The 19,084-nt window shown below is 60.7% G+C and carries 14 protein-coding genes; 12 read left to right on the plus strand and 2 right to left on the minus strand.

All coding sequences use genetic code 11. The features are described from left to right. Window positions 1–54: 54 nt before the first annotated feature. The gene (locus tag HD598_RS11250; RefSeq protein WP_311539024.1) at window positions 55–1,770 is read left to right on the plus strand and encodes a glycoside hydrolase family 3 protein; all 1,716 of its coding nucleotides are present in this window, start codon (window positions 55–57) and stop codon (window positions 1,768–1,770) included. On the opposite strand, the gene HD598_RS11255 is transcribed toward HD598_RS11250, so the two are convergent. After that, entirely contained in the window at window positions 1,767–3,008 is a 1,242-nt protein-coding gene (locus HD598_RS11255; RefSeq protein WP_183665927.1) for a class I SAM-dependent methyltransferase, read from the minus strand. The two genes, HD598_RS11250 and HD598_RS11255, sit on opposite strands and share 4 nt — an antisense overlap. Window positions 3,009–3,215: 207 nt before the next feature. Between HD598_RS11255 and groES the strand changes: the two genes are divergently transcribed. The 11 genes from groES (at window position 3,216) to HD598_RS11310 (ending at window position 18,225) form a co-directional block, all read left to right on the plus strand. Continuing rightward, window positions 3,216–3,512 (plus strand): co-chaperone GroES, encoded by a 297-nt coding sequence (gene groES, locus HD598_RS11260; RefSeq protein WP_071895008.1) that lies wholly within the window; start codon window positions 3,216–3,218, stop codon window positions 3,510–3,512. A gap of 68 nt (window positions 3,513–3,580) precedes the next feature. Beyond that, window positions 3,581–5,194 carry a chaperonin GroEL gene (gene groL / locus HD598_RS11265; RefSeq protein WP_071895009.1) on the plus strand — a complete coding sequence of 538 codons (1,614 nt, stop codon included), beginning with the start codon at window positions 3,581–3,583 and terminating at the stop codon, window positions 5,192–5,194. A 231-nt stretch (window positions 5,195–5,425) separates the two neighbouring features. After that, window positions 5,426–6,946, plus strand: coding sequence for an IMP dehydrogenase (gene guaB, locus HD598_RS11270; protein ID WP_183665930.1), 1,521 nt, complete (start codon window positions 5,426–5,428; stop codon window positions 6,944–6,946). 28 nt (window positions 6,947–6,974) lie between these two features. Beyond that, window positions 6,975–7,382: a cysteine peptidase family C39 domain-containing protein gene (locus tag HD598_RS11275; protein ID WP_183665937.1), complete on the plus strand. Its 408-nt coding sequence runs from the start codon at window positions 6,975–6,977 to the stop codon at window positions 7,380–7,382. A 36-nt stretch (window positions 7,383–7,418) separates the two neighbouring features. Beyond that, on the plus strand, window positions 7,419–7,913 hold the full coding sequence (locus HD598_RS11280; protein ID WP_183665939.1) for a hypothetical protein: 495 nt from the start codon (window positions 7,419–7,421) through the stop codon (window positions 7,911–7,913). 72 nt (window positions 7,914–7,985) lie between these two features. Continuing rightward, complete coding sequence (locus HD598_RS11285) at window positions 7,986–9,137, plus strand: GuaB3 family IMP dehydrogenase-related protein (RefSeq protein ID WP_183665941.1); 1,152 nt, start codon at window positions 7,986–7,988, stop codon at window positions 9,135–9,137. A 5-nt stretch (window positions 9,138–9,142) separates the two neighbouring features. Then, window positions 9,143–10,903 (plus strand): glycerol-3-phosphate dehydrogenase/oxidase, encoded by a 1,761-nt coding sequence (locus HD598_RS11290; protein WP_183665943.1) that lies wholly within the window; start codon window positions 9,143–9,145, stop codon window positions 10,901–10,903. Window positions 10,904–10,912: 9 nt separating this feature from the next. After that, window positions 10,913–11,761, plus strand: a complete 849-nt coding sequence (locus HD598_RS11295; protein ID WP_183665945.1) for an SURF1 family protein — start codon at window positions 10,913–10,915, stop codon at window positions 11,759–11,761. A gap of 4 nt (window positions 11,762–11,765) precedes the next feature. Next, entirely contained in the window at window positions 11,766–12,227 is a 462-nt protein-coding gene (locus HD598_RS11300; RefSeq protein WP_311539025.1) for a DUF3817 domain-containing protein, read from the plus strand. Window positions 12,228–12,332: 105 nt separating this feature from the next. Continuing rightward, window positions 12,333–13,931, plus strand: coding sequence for a glutamine-hydrolyzing GMP synthase (guaA, locus tag HD598_RS11305; protein ID WP_183666844.1), 1,599 nt, complete (start codon window positions 12,333–12,335; stop codon window positions 13,929–13,931). A 187-nt stretch (window positions 13,932–14,118) separates the two neighbouring features. Further along, a complete protein-coding gene (locus tag HD598_RS11310; RefSeq protein ID WP_183665949.1) occupies window positions 14,119–18,225 on the plus strand; it encodes a DNA helicase in 4,107 nt (1,368 codons plus the stop codon). Here HD598_RS11310 and cpaB read toward each other — a convergent pair. Further along, window positions 18,194–18,841, minus strand: coding sequence for a Flp pilus assembly protein CpaB (gene cpaB / locus HD598_RS11315; protein WP_183665951.1), 648 nt, complete (start codon window positions 18,839–18,841; stop codon window positions 18,194–18,196). The genes HD598_RS11310 and cpaB overlap by 32 nt on opposite strands. Window positions 18,842–19,084: the final 243 nt, after the last annotated feature.

The following is a 19,084-nucleotide window of genomic DNA, read 5'->3' on the forward strand; positions in this document are numbered from 1 at the left end:
CGGGTTTTCGACTAAAACGGATCGCTTTATCGTATCGGCGGTACCGTTAGTGAGGTGAATTCTAAGTTGTTTGTGGGCGTGGTTGGCGCGGCGTGTGCCGCTTCCGTGGCGTTGGCGGGGTGCACTTTTGCGCCGTCATCCGGTTCCTCTGGTGGCGGTTCTTCCACTACGACGACGCAGCCCGGCTCCGGCGGTTCGGCAACAGATAGTGCCACCCCGGCAGAGCCCCAAGTTTCGTCTTGGGGCCCAACCGTGGACACCATTTCTGCCGCTCAGGCCGAGGTCGCTGAGATGACGGTGCAGGAGAAAGCCGGGCAGGTGCTCGTAGCGTTCTTCTCCGGGAAGGACTACTCGTCTCAGGCGTCTCTTGTGAAGAAGCTGCACCTCGGTGGAGTGATCATGATGGGGGACAACATTCCGGTGTCCTCTGGAGGGTCCAACTCCAACTCCGGCGATTCCGGGGGAGCGACCGGGGGCGCTGCCGGCGTTGACACTGCCGCTTTGAAAGCAGCCACCAAGAAACTTAGCTCCGCCTTGGCGAGCGAACGTTCATGGCCAGGCATCGTTGGCGTGGACCAAGAAGGCGGGCAGGTGGCGCGTGTTCAGGCGCCATTGACCGAGTGGCCCACCGGCATGACCTACGGCGCCGCGAACGATCCAGTATTGACTGAAAAGGCATCGCAGGCCCTGAACCAGGATCTTGCGGACCTGGGCTTCACCATGAACTTTGCGCCGGACGCGGATGTGACCATTGGTCCCGCTGATCCTGTCATTGGTGCGCGATCCATGGGGTCCGATCCTTCGCTCGTCGCCACAAACGCCGAGGCCGCGTGGAAAGGTGCCGTGGCAGCCGGTGTTATGCCTTCACTGAAGCACTTTCCGGGACACGGTTCTGTGACCACCGATTCTCACGTGGGGCTTCCTGTGCAATCCGTATCCGTGTCGGCGTTGGAAGCGCGCGACTGGGTGCCCTTCAAAGAGTCCATATCTGCCGGTGTGCCGATGATCATGATGGGGCATATTGCCGTCACTTCTTTGGACCCGGGCGTGGCCTCATCGGTGTCCTCTGCGTCCTACAAAGCGTTGCGGGATCTGGGCTTTGAAGGTGTAGTGGTGACCGATGCCTTGAACATGGGGGCGTTGACGGAGTCCTTTTCGACGGGCCAAGAAACTGTTGCCGCGCTCAAAGCCGGTGCTGATCTGCTGATCATGCCGCCTGATGTTTCGGCCGCTCATGCGGCGATTGTGGCGGCTGTGAAGAATGGGACTTTGAAAGAGTCGCGTTTGGATGAGGCCGCCGCTCGAGTGGTTACCTTGCAGATGATGCAGCAACAAAAGTTGGAGGCTGCCTCCTCCGACCTTGATCCTGCCGCTGAAAGCCAGGCCATCTCCGCCGCGGCCATCACCGCTTTCGGCTCAAAGTGCAGCGGCCCTTTGGTCACGGGCGGGATCAGGATTTCTGGCGGAAACGCCACGGACCGGGCACGACTAGTGAGCGCCGCAGAGGAAGCCGGACTCAGCGTTGGTAGCGGAACCTCGGTGGCCCTGTTAGGAACGGGAAGCGCCTACGCAACCGCAGACGTCGTCGTCGCACTGGATGCCCCGTATGGTCTCGCGAACTCGCAAGCAACCACCAAAGTGGCGCTTTACGGGCGAACGGAGGGTGCGTTCGACGCGCTCGTTGACGTCCTCACGGGTGACGCAGAGGCGACCGGAAAGCTCCCGGTGGAGGTCGGCGATCTGCCGATCGGAACGGGCTGTAGTTCCTAAACCGGCTCTACCTCGATCGCTACTCGCTCATCGCCCACGCGGGTCAAGATGAGTGTCGCTTTGGTCTTATTCTTCTTCGAGCCGGACCCGGCAAGAAGCACCTTCCGAAGCTCCTCGGGTGACACATCGAGGCCGCGCTTCTTGATATCCAGGACACCTATTCCAGACGCTTTCACCCAAGAACGCAGCGACTTCACGTGATACGGCCGCACGGCCACCACCCGGTACGCGCGGGCGAAAGGCGTCGAAACCAAGGACGGCGCCATGAAGTACGCGATGTGCGGATCAAGCAACGAACCGCCCACGGATTCAGCCACATCAAGCACCAATCCGGCCCGGATCACGGCGCCGTCAGGTTCATAGATGTACCCGGAGATATCGTCTGGGGAGACCGGCGACCCAACACCGGTAGCGCCGGAGAAATCAGTTGCAGCGTGAAGTTCGTGGGCTCCGTCGTCGTCCAGAACCAAAGCCGAGCGCCGCACGTCCGCGCGCCGCAGCGCACCGAACCACAGCGCAACTTCGGTGACGTCCCCGTCCACACTGACCCATTGTGCTTCACAGTTTGCGGGCACGGATCCGTGCGGAATGCCGGGTCCCAGCTTCACGCCCACGGGAAGGCCAGCGTCCGCGAGCCGCTCGACGAAGGACAGCGGAGGGCTGAAGGCTTCGGGATCGAAGATGCGTTGCGTGTTGCCGCCGGCGTGCGTGCGTCGCGCCGGATCCAGCCAGACGCCGTCAAAACCTGAAAGATCAAAGGCCGTGGCGTCGCCAAGTTCCACGCGCGCGTTATCGAACGGCATGAGGTTGATCGTTGCGGCAGCCGCCGTCGTCTCATCCAGCTCCACGGCCGTCACGTTCATTCCCAGCGCGGCTAGCGCCATGGCGTCCGTGCCCAGCCCGCAGCCGAGGTCCGCAATCTGGCGTAACCCCGCGGCGCGGAATCGTTCGGCGTGGTGCGCGGCCACTTGGAGGCGGGTGGCTTGCTCGAGCCCGGCGCGGGTAAAAATCATGCGCTCAGCGAACGCACCCAATTTCGGTTTAGCGAGGTGCCGCAAGCGGATTTGGTGTACGACGCCGCTGCTCACCTCCGGCGAATAGCTCGCTTTCCGTAGGGCAAGATTGAGCGCGATGCCCTGATCCTCGGTGTTTGCGGAGGTTGGATCGGTGGATTCGAGGAGCGCGAAACCTTCGGGGGTCAAGACCGCTTCGAGGAGTTCGGCATCTGAAATGGGCATGCGTCAAGCCTAGACTTCGCTGGGAGTGCATCCCATTCATTGGCACTCGCCTTGACCGAGTGCTAATTCATTTCCTAGAGTCGTAGTTAGCACTCGATGCCTTCGGGTGCTAAAGCCTGAGGTACTTGCCAGCTGGCACCGCGACGACGGTTGGTAGCCCTTGAGGCCCAAGACACCATTGGTAACTCATGCAAAGGAGAGAACCGAATGTCGGTCTCTATCAAGCCTCTCGAGGATCGTATTGTTGTTCAGCCGCTCGAAGCTGAGCAGACCACCGCTTCCGGTCTTGTCATTCCTGACACCGCGAAGGAAAAGCCACAAGAGGGCAAGGTCGTAGCTGTTGGACCGGGCCGCGTTGATGACAACGGCAACCGCGTTCCTGTAGACGTTGCCGAAGGCGACGTTGTGATCTACTCCAAGTACGGCGGAACCGAAGTTAAGGTTGGCGGCCAGGAGTACTTGGTGCTTTCCGCTCGCGACGTTCTCGCAGTCGTCGTCAAGTAGTTTTTGAGCACGGAGCCCTGGCGATCTGCCGGGGCTCTTGCCACGTTTACTGAAAGAAGAAGATACACATGGCAAAGCAGTTGGTGTTTAATGACGCCGCCCGCAAAGCGCTAGAAGCCGGTGTTGACCGTTTGGCTGACACCGTCAAGGTGACGCTCGGCCCACGTGGCCGCAACGTTGTTCTGGACAAGAAGTGGGGCGCCCCCACCATCACGAACGATGGTGTGACGATCGCTCGCGAAATCGAGCTTGATGACCCGTACGAGAACTTGGGTGCTCAGCTCGCCAAGGAAGTAGCTACCAAGACCAACGACGTGGCCGGCGACGGAACCACCACGGCAACCGTTCTTGCTCAGGCACTCGTGAAGGAAGGCTTGCGCAACGTTGCCGCAGGCGCCGCTCCGGGTCAGCTCAAGCACGGCATCGAGGTTGCTGTTGAGGCTGTTGCACAGCGTCTTCAGGACAACGCTCGTCCGGTTGAGGGCCAGCAGGTTGCAAACGTAGCCGCGATCTCGGCACAGTCCGAAGAAATCGGCGAACTCTTGGCTGAGGCCTTCGGCAAGGTGGGCACCGAGGGTGTCATCACCATCGAAGAGTCCAACACCACGAACACCGAATTGGTGATCACCGAAGGCATGCAGTTCGACAAGGGCTACTTGTCCCCGAACTTCGTGACGGACCCAGAGCGCCAGGAAGCCGTTCTTGAGGATGCTTACGTCCTCATCAACTCCGGCAAGATCTCCACGGTTGCAGAGTTCTTGCCACTGTTGGAGAAGGTTCTTCAGGAGAAGAAGCCACTCTTCATCATCTCTGAGGACGTTGAGGGCGAGGCTTTGTCCACGCTCGTTGTCAACAAGATCCGTGGCACCCTGAACGCTGTTGCCGTCAAGGCTCCAGGCTTCGGCGACCGCCGCAAGGCCATGATGCAGGACATCGCCATCCTCACGGGTGCTCAGGTTGTTTCCCCTGATCTTGGCCTCAAGCTGGATCAGGTGGGACTCGAGGTGTTGGGTACGGCTCGCCGCATCACCATCACCAAGGACAACACCACCATTGTTGACGGTGGCGGATCTGAAGAGGACATCAAGGATCGCGTCTCCCAGATCAAGGCTGAAGTTTCCCGCACGGACTCCGACTGGGATCGTGAGAAGCTCCAGGAGCGCCTCGCGAAGCTGGCCGGCGGCGTGGGTGTCATCAAGGTAGGTGCTGCAACTGAGGTTGAACTCAAGGAGCGCAAGCACCGTATTGAGGATGCCGTTTCCGCAACCCGCGCTGCTCTTGAAGAGGGCATCGTGGCCGGTGGCGGAACCGCTTTGGTTGACGCGCTGAGCGCTCTCGACGAGGACGAGTCCGTCAAGGCTCTGACCGGCGATGCCGCTACGGCCGTTGGAATTGTTCGCCGCGCATTGGTGCAGCCACTTCGCTGGATTGCTATCAACGCTGGCCACGACGGTTCCGTCATTGCTGCCAAGGTTGCCGAGCTTCCTGTGAACAGTGGCTTCAACGCGAAGACCGGTGTTTTCGAGGACCTCTTGGCCGCTGGCGTCATCGACCCAGTCAAGGTCACCCGTTCGGCCCTGCGCAACGCTGCATCCATCGCAGCGCTCGTGCTGACCACGGAAACCCTTGTGGTGGAGAAGCCAGAAGAAGACGAAGATGATCACGCAGGTCACAACCACTAATCACGTGGTTTGATCTCCAGGATTGACGCAGGTTGGGGTGGGGCATCCGAAAGGGTGCTCCACCCCAACCTGTTTCTGCATCCCAAGTACTTCACCCGGAGATCCTCATCCGGGCACCAGTACTGCGCAAACACTCCCAAGCGCGGGCTAATCCACATGACGAATCCCACATATGACTGTAGGAATCGTTCCTAGCGCCTCAGCGTTCTAGGATGAAAGCATCCCTCATGCATGAAAGGCACAGACGTGACCGAATTCAACCCGTTCGCATTTGAAGGTCTGACGTACGACGACGTACTGCTCTTGCCTGGCCCTACGGATGTCATCCCATCCGAAGCGGACACCACCACGAAGCTCACCAAGCGTATTGAGCTGAACATTCCTATTGTGTCCGCTGCAATGGATACGGTCACGGAATCCCCGATGGCAATCGCTTTGGCCCGTCAGGGTGGCATTGGCATCATTCACCGCAACCTTTCAATTGAAGATCAGGCCTACGAAGTGGACCGCGTCAAGCGCTCCGAGTCCGGCATGATCACGGATCCGGTCACCATCACTCCGGATGCTTCCCTGCAGGAACTCGATGATTTGTGCGGCCAGTACCGCGTCTCGGGCCTTCCCGTGGTGGATGAGAACAAGAAGCTCTTGGGCATCATCACCAACCGCGACATCCGTTTTGTGCCGCGCGAAGAATTCGCCACCACCAAGGTCTACGAAAAGATGACCGTCATGCCGCTGATCACGGCAAAGGTGGGAATCTCCCGCCAGGAAGTCATTGACCTCTTGGGCCAGCACCGCATCGAGAAGCTTCCGCTCGTTGATGACAATGACATCCTTCAGGGCTTGATCACGGTCAAGGACTTCGACAAGGCTGAGCAGTACCCGCTCGCTACGAAGGACGACGAAGGCCGCTTGCGCGTCGGTGCAGCTGTGGGCTTCTTCGGCGAAGGATTCGACCGAGCCATGGCCCTCGTCGAAGCCGGCGTGGACGTGCTGGTGGTTGACACCGCCAACGGCCACACCCGCGGCGTGCTGGACATGATCGCTCGCTTGAAGGCTGAGAAGGCTGCCGCACACGTTGATGTGATCGGCGGACAGGCCGCTACTCGCGAAGGCGCTCAGGCTCTCATTGACGCCGGCGCTGACGCTATCAAGGTGGGCGTTGGCCCAGGATCTATCTGCACCACGCGCATCGTCGCTGGCGTCGGTGTCCCACAGGTCACCGCCGTGTACGAAGCCGCCAAGGCAGCTATCCCTGCAGGCGTCCCTCTGATCGCCGACGGTGGCTTGCAGCACTCCGGTGACATTGGAAAGGCCCTCGTGGCTGGCGCGAATTCAGTGATGCTTGGCTCGCTCCTTGCCGGTACCGCTGAGTCACCAGGTGACCTCGTGTTCATGAACGGAAAGCAGTTCAAGGCGTACCGCGGCATGGGTTCCCTCGGCGCGATGCAGACTCGTGGCAAGAACACGTCCTACTCGAAGGACCGTTACTTCCAGGCTGACGTTCCGAGCGACGAGAAGCTCATCCCCGAAGGCATCGAGGGTCAGGTTCCTTACCGCGGCCCCTTGTCCGCCGTGGCTCACCAGTTGGTGGGCGGCTTGCGACAGACCATGTTCTACGTGGGCGGCGCTACCATCCCTGAGCTCAAGGCCCGCGGCAAATTTGTCCGCATCACGGCTGCAGGCCTCAAGGAAAGCCACCCGCACGACATCATGATGACCGTCGAGGCACCTAACTACAAGAGTCGCTAACCGTCACCGAGGGCTTTATCCTCGGTACATGACTGACTTTTCACAGCACCCAGTAACAGCGAGCGGGAACACCGATCTCGCGTTACTGGGTGCTGTTTTAGGTATTGACGAACCCGCGGTGCTGTCTTTGGGTGGCGGCATCGGGTTCATGGCGGCGACCTTCGACTACGCCGAAATTACCACCCTCACCTTTGTGTTCCGGGCGCACCCCGTTCCGTTCGTGGACGCCGTGCTGGAGGGCTCCGGCGTGGGAGCTTCAGTGATTACGACGACGTCCGCAGCGAAAGCGCAACGTGAGTTGAGTGCCGCGCTTGAAGTGGGGGAGCGGGTGCTGGGCTACGTGATGGTGTCCGGTGAGAACTGGGGAGAAGCGGTTCTTCGTGAGCTGACTGCGGACAATAAGCTCGAACTCGCGAAAGCCACGAAGAAGAAGTAATACTGGCTCGCACGAATCCCGGCGCAGGATGGAGCGGTGAAACCTCCGACCATCGCCAACGAGACGTACGCGGCGGCTGCTCGCGAAAGTGCATTGCGCATGCTGAACAAGACGCAGCCTGAAGGCGTACCGGCGAGTTTCGCCAAGAACTTCGGCGTCAGCGGGATTCGCAAACTTGCCGATGCCACCACCGATGGTTCGGCACGCGGGTGGGCCAAGCTCTTCGCGGATCCGTCACGGCGCGCGGTGGGCTTTGAGATGGCGCAGAAGTTTCTTACCGGGACCGCTCACGGCGGCCGTGGGGGACTGCGGTACCAGTATGCTGAGATCGTGGAACGGTCAGGCGCCGATCCCAGCGCCTACCGAAACATTGGTGCCTTATGGGAGGAATTCACAGACCTCATGACGACGGCGCAAACCGATCCAGCGTCGTCGTACTCAGAATTTCTGAACACCGCACGAACGCAACTGCACCGCATCGCCGACGCTGAGGAAGCCGCGGCGCTCGCAGTTTCGGAAGCGAACAATTGACGCGCTGGCCCGAAAGTTTCGCCGAGCTCACACAACGCGGCCCATCCCGCGGTTGAGCGGTAGGCTAGATGCGTGAGTTATGAGATTGAAATTGGTCGAGCCAAGCGTGGACGTCGCGCGTTCTCTTTGGACGACATCGCTATTGTCCCCAGCCGTCGCACGCGCGATCCCGAAGATGTGTCCACCAAGTGGCAGATCGACGCTTTCACTTTTGACACCCCGGTAATCGGTGCGCCGATGGACTCTGTCATGAGCCCGGCAACCGCCATCGCTCTCGGCAAGCTCGGCGGCCTCGGTGTGCTGAACCTCGAAGGTCTCTGGACGCGCTACGAGGACGTGCAGCCAGTGCTGGACGAGATCGCGAACCTGGAAGTCGATCTTGCGGACGCTGCTGCGGAGACCAAGGTCACTCGCAAGCTTCAGGAGCTCTATTCGGCGCCCATTCAGGCTGAGCTTATTTCGGCTCGCCTCAAGGAGATCCGTGATTCCGGCGTTGTTGTCGCTGGCTCCCTCACGCCACAGCGCACCCAAGAGCACTACAAGACCGTGCTCGCAGCGGGCGTCGATATCTTCGTGATCCGCGGCACCACGGTGTCTGCCGAGCACGTCTCCCAGAACCAAGAACCGCTGAACCTCAAGCAGTTCATTTACGAGCTCGACGTCCCCGTGATTGTGGGCGGCGCGGCCGGCTACACCCCGGCGTTGCACTTGATGCGCACCGGTGCCGCTGGCGTGCTGGTGGGCTTCGGTGGCGGTGCCACCTCCACCACCCGCCGCGCCTTGGGCATCAACGTCCCAACGGCGACAGCGATCTCCGACGTCGCAGCCGCTCGCCGCGACTACCTCGACGAATCCGGTGGACGCTACGTTCACGTCATCGCTGACGGTGGTTTGGGAACGTCCGGCGACATCGTGAAGGCCATCGCCCTCGGCGCCGACGCTGTCATGCTCGGCACAGCGCTGGCTCGTGCGGATGAAGCACCAGGTCAAGGCTGGCACTGGGGCATGGAAGCAAGCCACGAATCCGTACCACGCGGAGACCGCGTGCGTATTGGACGCGTAGGACCAATGTCCGAGCTCCTCTACGGACCGTCCCACCACTCCAACGGCACCAGCAACCTCATGGGAATGCTGCGCCGCTCGATGGCCACCACCGGCTACTCGGAGCTCAAGGAATTCCAGCGCGTTGACGTGCTAGTGAACGATTCCATCGGGGGACGCTAGGACCTATGGGCGATTCAGGGGAACTCAGCCCATCAGTTCACTCTCGCGCGCTCGAAACGCTGCGCAGCACGGAACTGGACGTCTTGGTCATTGGTGGCGGTGTTGTAGGTGCCGGTGCGGCACTGGACGCCGCCACGCGCGGCCTCACCGTGGGGATTGTGGAGGCTCGTGACTGGGCCGCCGGTACCTCGAGCCGCTCCTCCAAGCTGATCCATGGCGGTCTGCGATACCTCGAGATGCTGGATTTCGGGTTGGTGCGTGAGGCGCTTCAAGAGCGCGGTTTGCTCATGGAACGCCTCGCGCCGCACCTTGTCCGTCCCGTACCGTTCCTGTACCCGCTGACCACGAAGTACTTCGAGCGCCCCTATGTGGGTGCCGGAATTGGGCTCTACGATGCGCTGTCCTTCGTGGGATCGCGCAACGTGGGACTGCCCGTCCACAAGCACTTGTCACGTCGAGCCATGCTCCGCGGCGCGCCATCGCTCAAGCCGGACGCTTTTGTAGGTGCCATCCGCTATTACGACGCCCAAGTGGATGACGCGCGTTTCGTCATGTCACTCGTGCGGACCGCCGTGAAATTCGGCGCCACGGCAGTGAACCGCACGAGCGTCACTGAACTAGTCCGCGAGAACGGGCGAGTAGTTGGCGCACGAGTTCGCGTTGAAGAAACCGGCGAAGAATTCGTGATCCGCGCCAAGACAGTCCTCAGCGCAGCCGGCGTGTGGACCCACGACGTTCAAGCCGACGCCAGCGGAAAAATTCCGGACGGCGTTCCCGAACTCAAAGTGCGAGCGTCCAAAGGCGTCCACTTGGTGGTTCCGAGGGATCGCTTCCACGCCACCACTGGCCTGATCTTGAAGACGGCCATCTCTGTGTTGTTCGTGATTCCCTGGGGACGCCACTGGATCATCGGCACCACGGATACCCCGTGGTCGCTCGACAAAGCACACCCCGCGGCAACCAGCCGGGACATCGACTACTTGCTCAACGAAATCAACAAGGTCCTCATCACCCCGCTCACGCGCGATGACGTAGAGGGCGTCTATGCGGGACTTCGCCCGCTCGTTGAAGGCAATCAGGAATCCACCGCCAAGCTTTCTCGCGAACACGTCGTGACGCATCCAGAGCCCGGCTTGGCTGTCATTGCCGGCGGAAAATACACCACGTACCGGGTCATGGCGAAGGATGCGATCGACGCAGTGGCGAACATGCTGCCGTTCACCGTGCCGGACTCGGTGACGAATGATATTTCTCTCGTGGGAGCCGAAGGCCACCAGGCTCTGTGGAATCAGCGTGAACGGCTAGCTGACAGATCCGGGATTTCAGACACCAAAATTGAGCACCTCTTGCACCGCTACGGATCCATGATCCATGGGCTGCTGGACTTGATTGCTCAGGACCCAGCGCTCGCAGAGGACTTGGACGGATCCGAAGATTATCTTGCCGCGGAGGCCGTCTATGCAGTGACCCACGAAGGTGCACGTCACCTCACGGATGTGCTCACCAGGCGCACCCGCATCAGCATCGAATCGTGGGATCGCGGACTGGGCGCCGCTCCACAGGTTGCGCGCCTCATGCAGCCGCTGTTGGGGTGGTCGGACGAGTTCACGCAGCAAGAAATCGACTCGTATACCGCCCGCGTGGAAGCAGAGCGCGAGTCGCAAGAACAGCTCACCGACGAGGGTGCGGACGCGGTGCGATTGAGCAAGCATGAGCGGGATTGGTCCAGCACGCCCCGTTTCGCGACTTCGCACGCTTCAAAGTAGGATAGTTGGGTGCTCCGAACTGCCCTCAAACTCAACTGGATACTCTCCTTGGTGCTTGCGCTGGCAGTGGCCACAGGCTTTGTGCTGTTGAGCCAATGGCAGTTTGAACGATCAAGCGAATCCGCACCGCCAGCTCCCACCACCACGGAAAACGCCGTCCCATTGACGCAACATTTCGTTCCGAATCAAGAGATGTTCGGCACAGTCGCCGATCAGATCGTGGAGTTCACCGGCGAGATTGTCCCTGATTCCACGTTCTTGGTGAAGGATCGCCTCAATGAGGGCGTCAAAGGTTATTGGGTGGTCTCCGCGATTGCCGTCGATGGCGCTCCAGAGAACGCCGTAATGCCCGTAGTTCGTGGGTGGACCGCCACCAATGATTGGCTCGACAAGACCGCAGATCCGGAACCCGCTGGTCAGATCACGGTTGAAGGCCGACTGCTCCCGCCGGAAGCTCCCGTTGACGAGCACCCCGACGTGAACAACATGGGTTCGCTCTCACCGGCTCAGCTCACGAACCAGTGGGACCGCGTGACCTACTCCGGATTCGTGACCCAGAACAATTCGACTGTCGCGGGACTCACTCCCGCCATCGTTGATCCGCAGCCTCAAGAGACGCCCATCAACTGGCTCAACATCTTCTACGGCTTCGAATGGGTAGTCTTCGCCGGCTTCGCTATTTTCATGTGGTGGCGCCTCGTCGCCGACGACTACCGCCGTCAGCAAGAGGACGAGGCCGATCTAGCAGAATGGCAGGCCCAGCAAGAGCGTCTAGCCCAGCCGGATAACCAGTTGCACGGCGATGATCAACACGCGGATCGTGAACCAACCCCACACAGCCCCTCGGCAAAGGAATAATGCAGTGACCCAGAACGTCCCGCCTCGCAAGCGCCGGTTCGCCGGAACGAAGGCTCAGATCTCCTCAGCAGCCAGTTTCTACAAGGTGCTCGCTTACGCGACCGGTGTGATGCTGCTGCTCGTGGTGGTTGAGATGGTGGCCAAGTACGGTTTCGGTACGGAAATTGTCGCCGGCGCCACTTTGGCGGATGGTTCCACTTCCGTTCTGGGATTCCTGCACGACGGCGACTACACCGGAGGTTTCAACCTGTCCACGGCCGTACTCATTGTCCACGGCTGGATGTATGTTCTTTACCTCATTGCAGACTTCCGTTTGTGGTCCCTCATGCGTTGGCCGTTTAGCCGTTTCATTACGATTGCGCTCGGTGGCGTGGTTCCACTGTTGTCCTTCATCATGGAAACCAAGGTTCACAAGGAAGTTGAGCGCGAGCTCGCTGCCAACCCGGAAGCTCTGCTGCGTTACTAGCAGCGGGCACCATCCCACGTTTTCTCCATCACTCGGCACCACAAGGTGGCATAGAAAAGATAGGCTGTAGCGGTGACATCGCAGGCATCTGAACAGGATCCGGCCCTGAATAGCTCGGAAAACTCGGCAGCGACCCCGGACGCGCGCCCTGTCATCGTTGTTGATTACGGTGCACAGTACGCGCAGCTGATCGCTCGCCGTGTCCGCGAAGCGAACATCTACTCTGAGATTGTTCCTCATACCCACTCCACGGCCCAGATTCTGGCTAAGAATCCAGCCGCGATCATCCTCTCCGGCGGACCGTCTTCGGTGTACGCCGAGGGAGCTCCTAGCGTGGGCGCTGACCTCTTTGAAGCAGGAGTTCCTGTCCTCGGTATTTGCTATGGCTTCCAGGCTATGGCGAAGGCTTTGGGTGGAACTGTTGCAAAGACTGGTCTGCGCGAATACGGCGCTACGGATGCCACCTCTGAGGGTGGAAGCCGTTCGGTACTGGCTGGTTTGCCAGAGGTGCAGAACGTCTGGATGAGCCACGGCGACTCCGTGTCTGAGGCTCCCGAAGGCTTCGAGGTTCTTGCCACCACGGCAGGCGCCCCAGTTGCTGCATTCGCTGACGCTGAGCGCAAGCTCTACGGCGTGCAGTGGCACCCAGAGGTGAAGCACTCGGACTACGGACAGCGTGTGATCGAGAACTTCCTTAAAAACGAGGCAGGCCTTGAGCCCGTGTGGACCGCCGGCAACATTGTTGAAGAGCAAGTCGCCAAGATCCGCGAACAGATCGGCGAGAACGGTCGAGCCATTTGTGGTTTGTCCGGCGGCGTTGACTCTGCCGTTGCTGCCGCAATCGTGCAGCGCGCCATCGGCGATCGCCTCACCTGTGTGTTCGTGAACCACGGCCTGCTCCGTCAGGACGAGGCTGAGCAGGTGGAGCGCGACTTCGTGGCTTCCACCGGTGCAAAGCTTTACGTTGCGAACGAGCAAGAGCGCTTCTTGAGCGCGCTGGCTGGCGTCACGGATCCCGAAGAAAAACGCAAGATCATTGGCCGCGAGTTCATTCGCGCGTTTGAGGCTGCAGAGGCTGCTGTCTTGAACGACGCCGCAGCCAGCGGTGGGAAGGTCGGTTTCTTGGTACAGGGCACCCTTTACCCGGACGTGGTTGAGTCCGGTGGAGGCGAAGGCGCCGCCAATATCAAGAGCCACCACAACGTGGGCGGTCTTCCCGAGGATCTCGAGTTCGCGCTCGTTGAACCCCTGCGCACCTTGTTCAAGGACGAAGTTCGCGCCGTTGGCGCAGAGCTGGGCTTGCCAAGCGAAATTGTGCAGCGTCAACCGTTCCCAGGACCAGGCCTCGGTATCCGCATCATCGGTGAAGTTACCGAAGAGCGACTCGAAACCCTGCGTGCAGCGGACGCGATTGCTCGCGCCGAGCTGACCGCAGCAGGCTTGGATCAAGAAGTCTGGCAGATGCCTGTTGTGCTTTTGGCAGACGTTCGCTCCGTGGGTGTTCAAGGCGATGGCCGTACCTACGGTCACCCGATTGTCTTGCGCCCCGTCTCCAGTGAAGACGCCATGACGGCCGACTGGTCACGACTTCCGTACGATCTGTTGGCTCGCATCTCCAACCGCATCACGAACGAAGTCGACGGAGTGAACCGTGTGGTTCTCGACGTCACCAGCAAGCCACCAGGAACCATCGAATGGGAGTAGGTCGTTGACCTCCCCGCAAACCTTCAGGCAGTAGTTGAGAGTACCCGGTAGTGGTGTTTCACTCAGGTCTGAACCGCGGCGACTCGGCTAACGTGGAAGTGAAAACTTCTGCGGCCGAGTCGCCGCGGCATTTAAGGCGAATTGCGCGCATCGCCGATTTGAGTTGACTGAGAGAGGACGCTGATCCGTGACTACAACAGATTCACACCAGGACGTGTTTTCGTCGTGGATGAAATCTTTGGGCACGGGGGCGGGAACCGATACGCTCATCCGTTTCGCTGGCTCAAAGTCCAACAGCATTGACCTGACGCACGCCCATCCCTCGGGCCTCTCGCAGTTCTTGATGGGTCGCAAGACGCGACTGTCCATGTTGCTACGTGACCGCGAAACGTATCTCGAAGCGGCCACTGTAGCAGCGCACCTCGTAGCGAAGATCAGCGAGCTCAGCGAAGACCGCGGAATCGACGTTGGCTATGTTGCCGCTGGCGTGACGTCGTGGCGGGCCATCGTCAACGGTCGCAGCGAGCAGTTCGGTGCACCAGTCATGCTGGGCAAAATCACGTTGGTTCGTCGCGAAGAAGATGACGACTACGACGTTCAGATCACCGAACGCGCAAGCGCCAACCCGGCACTGTTGCGACACTTGGCTCGCGAGCTCGACGTCCACTTGTCCGCTCAGCAGCTCAACGCGTCCGCTTACACCACGGCCCGTTTCGACCCCCACGCAGCGCTGGCTGTGGTTCGCCGCGAAACCACCGAGCTACCTGGCTTCTATGCCCAGGACCAGATTCTGATCTCCACCTTTGCGGATTTGGTTGACCCCGCAGATCCAGACCACGTGGACCCCACGCACCCTGTGATCGGCCGCCTCATCGCAGCCCATGCGCAAGAACTCGAGGGGGATTCGGCACCGCTGCTGGGAGCCTCCGTCGCCGCACCTGAATCTACGGATCCTGCAGATGCGAACACTCCCGCCTCAAACGACCCCGAAGTTACGGAAGTAGCCAGCGAGACCGCAGCTGCGTCGTCGTCCTTTGAATTCCCGGAACCGCAGGTGGAGCACCCCTCTTCCGATGAGCGGCACCCCGCGGATGAATTCCTGGTGCTCGATGCTGACGCAAGCCAGCAGCACGTCCTGGATTATGTTGCCGCCGGTGAATCCATTGTGGTCAATGCGGCTGCCGGCGCCGGTCAGACACAGACCGCTGTCAACGCCGTGGCGCAATTGGTGCGTGACGGTAAGCGCGTGCTGGTGGTGGCCGAGCGCAAGAACACCGCGCGTGGCTTTGTAGAGCGCCTCGAATCCCTCAAGCTCGATTCGATTGCCGCCCACCTCACGCCTCAGTTTGGGGTCGAAGAACTTCGCACCAAACTCACTCAAGCCATTCTGCGTAACGAGCGAGCCACCGAGCCAAAGCTCGAAAAGCTCCACGAGACTCTCGTGGCGCACCGCCACGCCTTAGTGGATCATGTGGCCTCCCTCCACACGGTTCGTGAGCGCTGGCAGTGCTCGCCGTACCAGGCCATGCAAGAACTTGCGGCCCTCACGGCATTGAATCCAGCCCCGGCAACGGAAGTGCAACTCAAGCGTTCAGTTCTGGACACGTTGCTGGAGCGGACCGATGTTGCCGCGAAGCTAGAACGAGCCGCTGAGCTGGGCTCCTTCTCTCGCACTGCCGCAGATAAGCCGTGGTACGGCGCTAAGGTGCGTAACCGCCAGTCGGCAGAGGCCGCGCTGGAACTCGTCGAGAGCCTCAAGAAGGACTTCGATCCGCTCAAGGACCGTCTTGCCAGGACGGCCGAGCAATCCCAGATTCGCCCCGGCAACACGTTTGAGCAGTGGCGCGAACAGCTCGACATGCTCATCACCGTGCGTGGCTCACTGGACAAGTTTGAGCCGGATATCTTTGACCACTCGGTGGAAGACCTCATCGCGGCAACCAGCACGTCCGCCTGGCGCCGTGCTAACAAGGTGGAGATGAGCTCCATGACGCGCTCGCGCTTGCGCCGCGTCGCCAAGGAATTCGTGCGTCCGGGTGTTCACCTCACGGACCTGCACGAAGCACTCATCGACGTTCAAGTACAGCGCGAGCGGTGGCAGAAGTACGCCACCAGCCAGCGCCACCCGTCCGTGCCGTTGGGGCTGGGCGAACTCAAGCGCGAGTTTGAGTCTGTGGCAGAGCGACTCCAGAAGCTTGCCGAACTGCTGCCGGATCAGCAGTCCATGAACGTTGAACAGCAAAGCATCGAGGACCTGAGTAAACGACTCAAGGACTTGGCCGCTGATACGGACACCTTGCGCATCTTGCCAGAGCGCAACATCCTTGAAGACCAGCTCAAGGAGCGCGGACTCTCCGAGTTCGTCGATGACTTGCGCACTCGCGAAGTTCGCGCTGATCTGGTCAAGGACGAGCTCAACCTGGCATGGTGGCGCTCCGCCCTGGTAGCCATGATCAGCGGCGACGATTTCTTGGCCATGTCAGACGGCAACATGCTGCGCAAGATCGAAGCCGAGTACCGCTTGGCAGATGCCGCTCATGTGCACTCCGGTGCGGATCGCTTGCGCTGGAGCCTTGCCAAGAACTGGCGAGACGCCCTCGCAGACCACCGCGCGGCTTCGCGCGATCTGCGCACCATGATCAAGATCGGGGACCCCACCCTCGATCAGTTCGCCGCGCTACCCACTGCCTTGGTGAATTCGATGGTTCCTGTGTTGGTGGGTTCGCCACTGCACTTGGCTTCGCACATTCCATCCACCATGGTCTTTGACGCCGTTATCCTTCTGGACGCATACTCGCTGTCCTTGCGCTCGGCAATCGGCGTGATCTCTAAGTCATCCCAGGTCATCGCGTTCGGCGACAAGATGCTAGGCGCACCTCGCGGCTTCGAAGTATCTGTGGACCCCACGGCAACGAGCCGCGAACCAGACGAACCGCGCAGCGCCTTGCAACAGCTGAGCACCGTGTTGCCTACGTGCTCGCTGGAGAAGGTATACCGCGGCGTTGACGAGCGCCTCACCGCCTTGCTGAGCGAGTGGTACTACAACTCTGAGTTGGAACGTCTGCCTGGTTCTCGCGCCTTCTCTGGTGCGTTCCCAAGCCTGTCCGCGGAGTATGTCCAGGACGGCACCGGCGTGCCGAGCATCCCCACCCAGCCAGTTGAGTCCACGATCGCCGAAGTGAACCGCGTAGTGGACTTGGTGTTCGCGCACATTCGCCGCCGTCCGCAGCACACGCTTGCCGTGGTGGCCGGTAACGAGGCGCATGCCCGCAAGATCGCCGAAGCAATTCGCATCCAGCTGCCGAACTACCGTTGGGCCAGCGAATTCTTCAAGTCCCAGCAGGAGCCATTCGTCGTCACGAGCGTTCAGCGTGCACATTCTGTAGAACGTGACGCCGTGATCTTCGCTCTTGGTTTCGCACGCAATACCCATGGCAAGGTCTCCCACCAATTTGGTTTGCTCAGCGAGCCGCAGGGCGACGAATACCTGGTCAGCGCCCTGACACGCCCACGAGTGTCACTTCAGCTGGTCTCCTCCCTGCGTAAGGGGGACGTGGACTGGGATCGTTTGAGCTCCGCTCCGCGCTTCTTCTTGACGCTCATGGGACGTTTGCTTGACGGTGAATCCGGTTTCAAGGGCGAGGGCCAAGCAATTGAGGACCCGTTGGTGCGGGATCTCAAGGAGCGTTTGGAAATGTTGGGCGCTCGCGTTCAGCAGTCCTACCGAGGTGTGCTGGATATGGCCGTGGCGTCGCGCGACGCCGAAGTGGCCAAGGGTCAGCACCCGCTAGCCGTGGTGTCCGACGGTACCCAGAGCTACCGCTCGTTGAGCGTGCGCGAACGCAGCCGCCTTCGACCGCAGCGCCTCGAAACAATGGGCTGGCGCTACATTCCGTTGTGGACCATTGACGTCTTCAGCGATCCAGAGACCGTATCGCAACGACTGGGCGAGTACCTGGGCCTGTTCACGGCATCGGAACCAACTCCGTCGACTTCTCAGGAGGACAGCGTGGCACCAGACCAACAAGCAGCTGCAGCTGGCAACGTCGAAGCGTCGGACGCTGTTGTACCGGATTCCGGCACCGCGCAGGAAGACGCTGCGCAGCAATCGGATTCGGAGCCAATGAACGTCACGGTAGTCCCACCGAAGCCGACCACTATCAAGGACATTCCTCCGGCGAGTGCGGTACTTCCGCGCGTTGCTAAGGAAGATGATCCTCGAGCGTGGGGCGATCGCGAAGACTCGAACCATGACCAGTGGCTCAAGGAGCAGCGTCCTCCGCATTGGGGCTAATCACGAGGGACACTTTTCCTTCGCTTGTTGCCCCGGCGAGCTGTGCAGCATCGGCTTCCGGGGCCGCCACAATGATGGTCCCTGGCTGACTGTTGCCACTGGAGAGCCATGAGCTAGAACCTTCTGAGCTGTCGCCATTCCACAGAACCGTGACGTTGCGTGCAATCACCCGTGACTGCGTGGGTGCCTCGTACCCATTGCCGGTGGTCAGGATGACGTTCACTCTCATGCCCGGGCGCAGGATTGCTGTTCCTTCCGCATCGGCGGCGCGCACCGGAACGGCAGACGTTCCAGTCGGTGCACCGGTGAGCAGACCCGGTCCCACCAACGAAGCGGCCGGCACCGGAGCTCCGCGTTCAAGGGGAACCGCGAGCTGCTGTCCCACAACCTCCGTCAGCTCCCGAGTAGAGCTCGGAGGAATAGCATCAGACGCCAACTGAACCGTCACCAAGTCACCAGCGGCGAGGTGGTGACCAGCGGGAAGATCCCGCACCGCCGTCAGCACGGACCGGGTGGGTTCAATCCGCGGTCCAAAGTGCAATAGGGCTAACGCGACAGCAGCGCCGGCCAACAGTGCGGCTAGCGGGCGCCGGTATCGAGCTTTCCACTCCGTCAAGGTACGCCGTTGCCGCCGCCGTGCAGGCCGGGATGAAGCGGAAACTCTTGGCGGCGCGAGGGTGCTTCGCTCCGACTTGCGGGCTGCCAAGCCGGAGCGGGGGAGTGTTGAGCGGTGTGGCGTATTCCTATTCACCGCTCCAGCACATCACCGCGCATCAAAAACTACAGCGGAAAAGCCTTCGGATGTGGAAAAGAAAAACCCACAGACCAGCAAGAGCCAGTCTGTGGGTGAATCTCACGG

The sequence above is a fragment of the Neomicrococcus aestuarii genome, from assembly GCF_014201135.1.
Lineage (GTDB): Bacteria > Actinomycetota > Actinomycetes > Actinomycetales > Micrococcaceae > Neomicrococcus > Neomicrococcus aestuarii.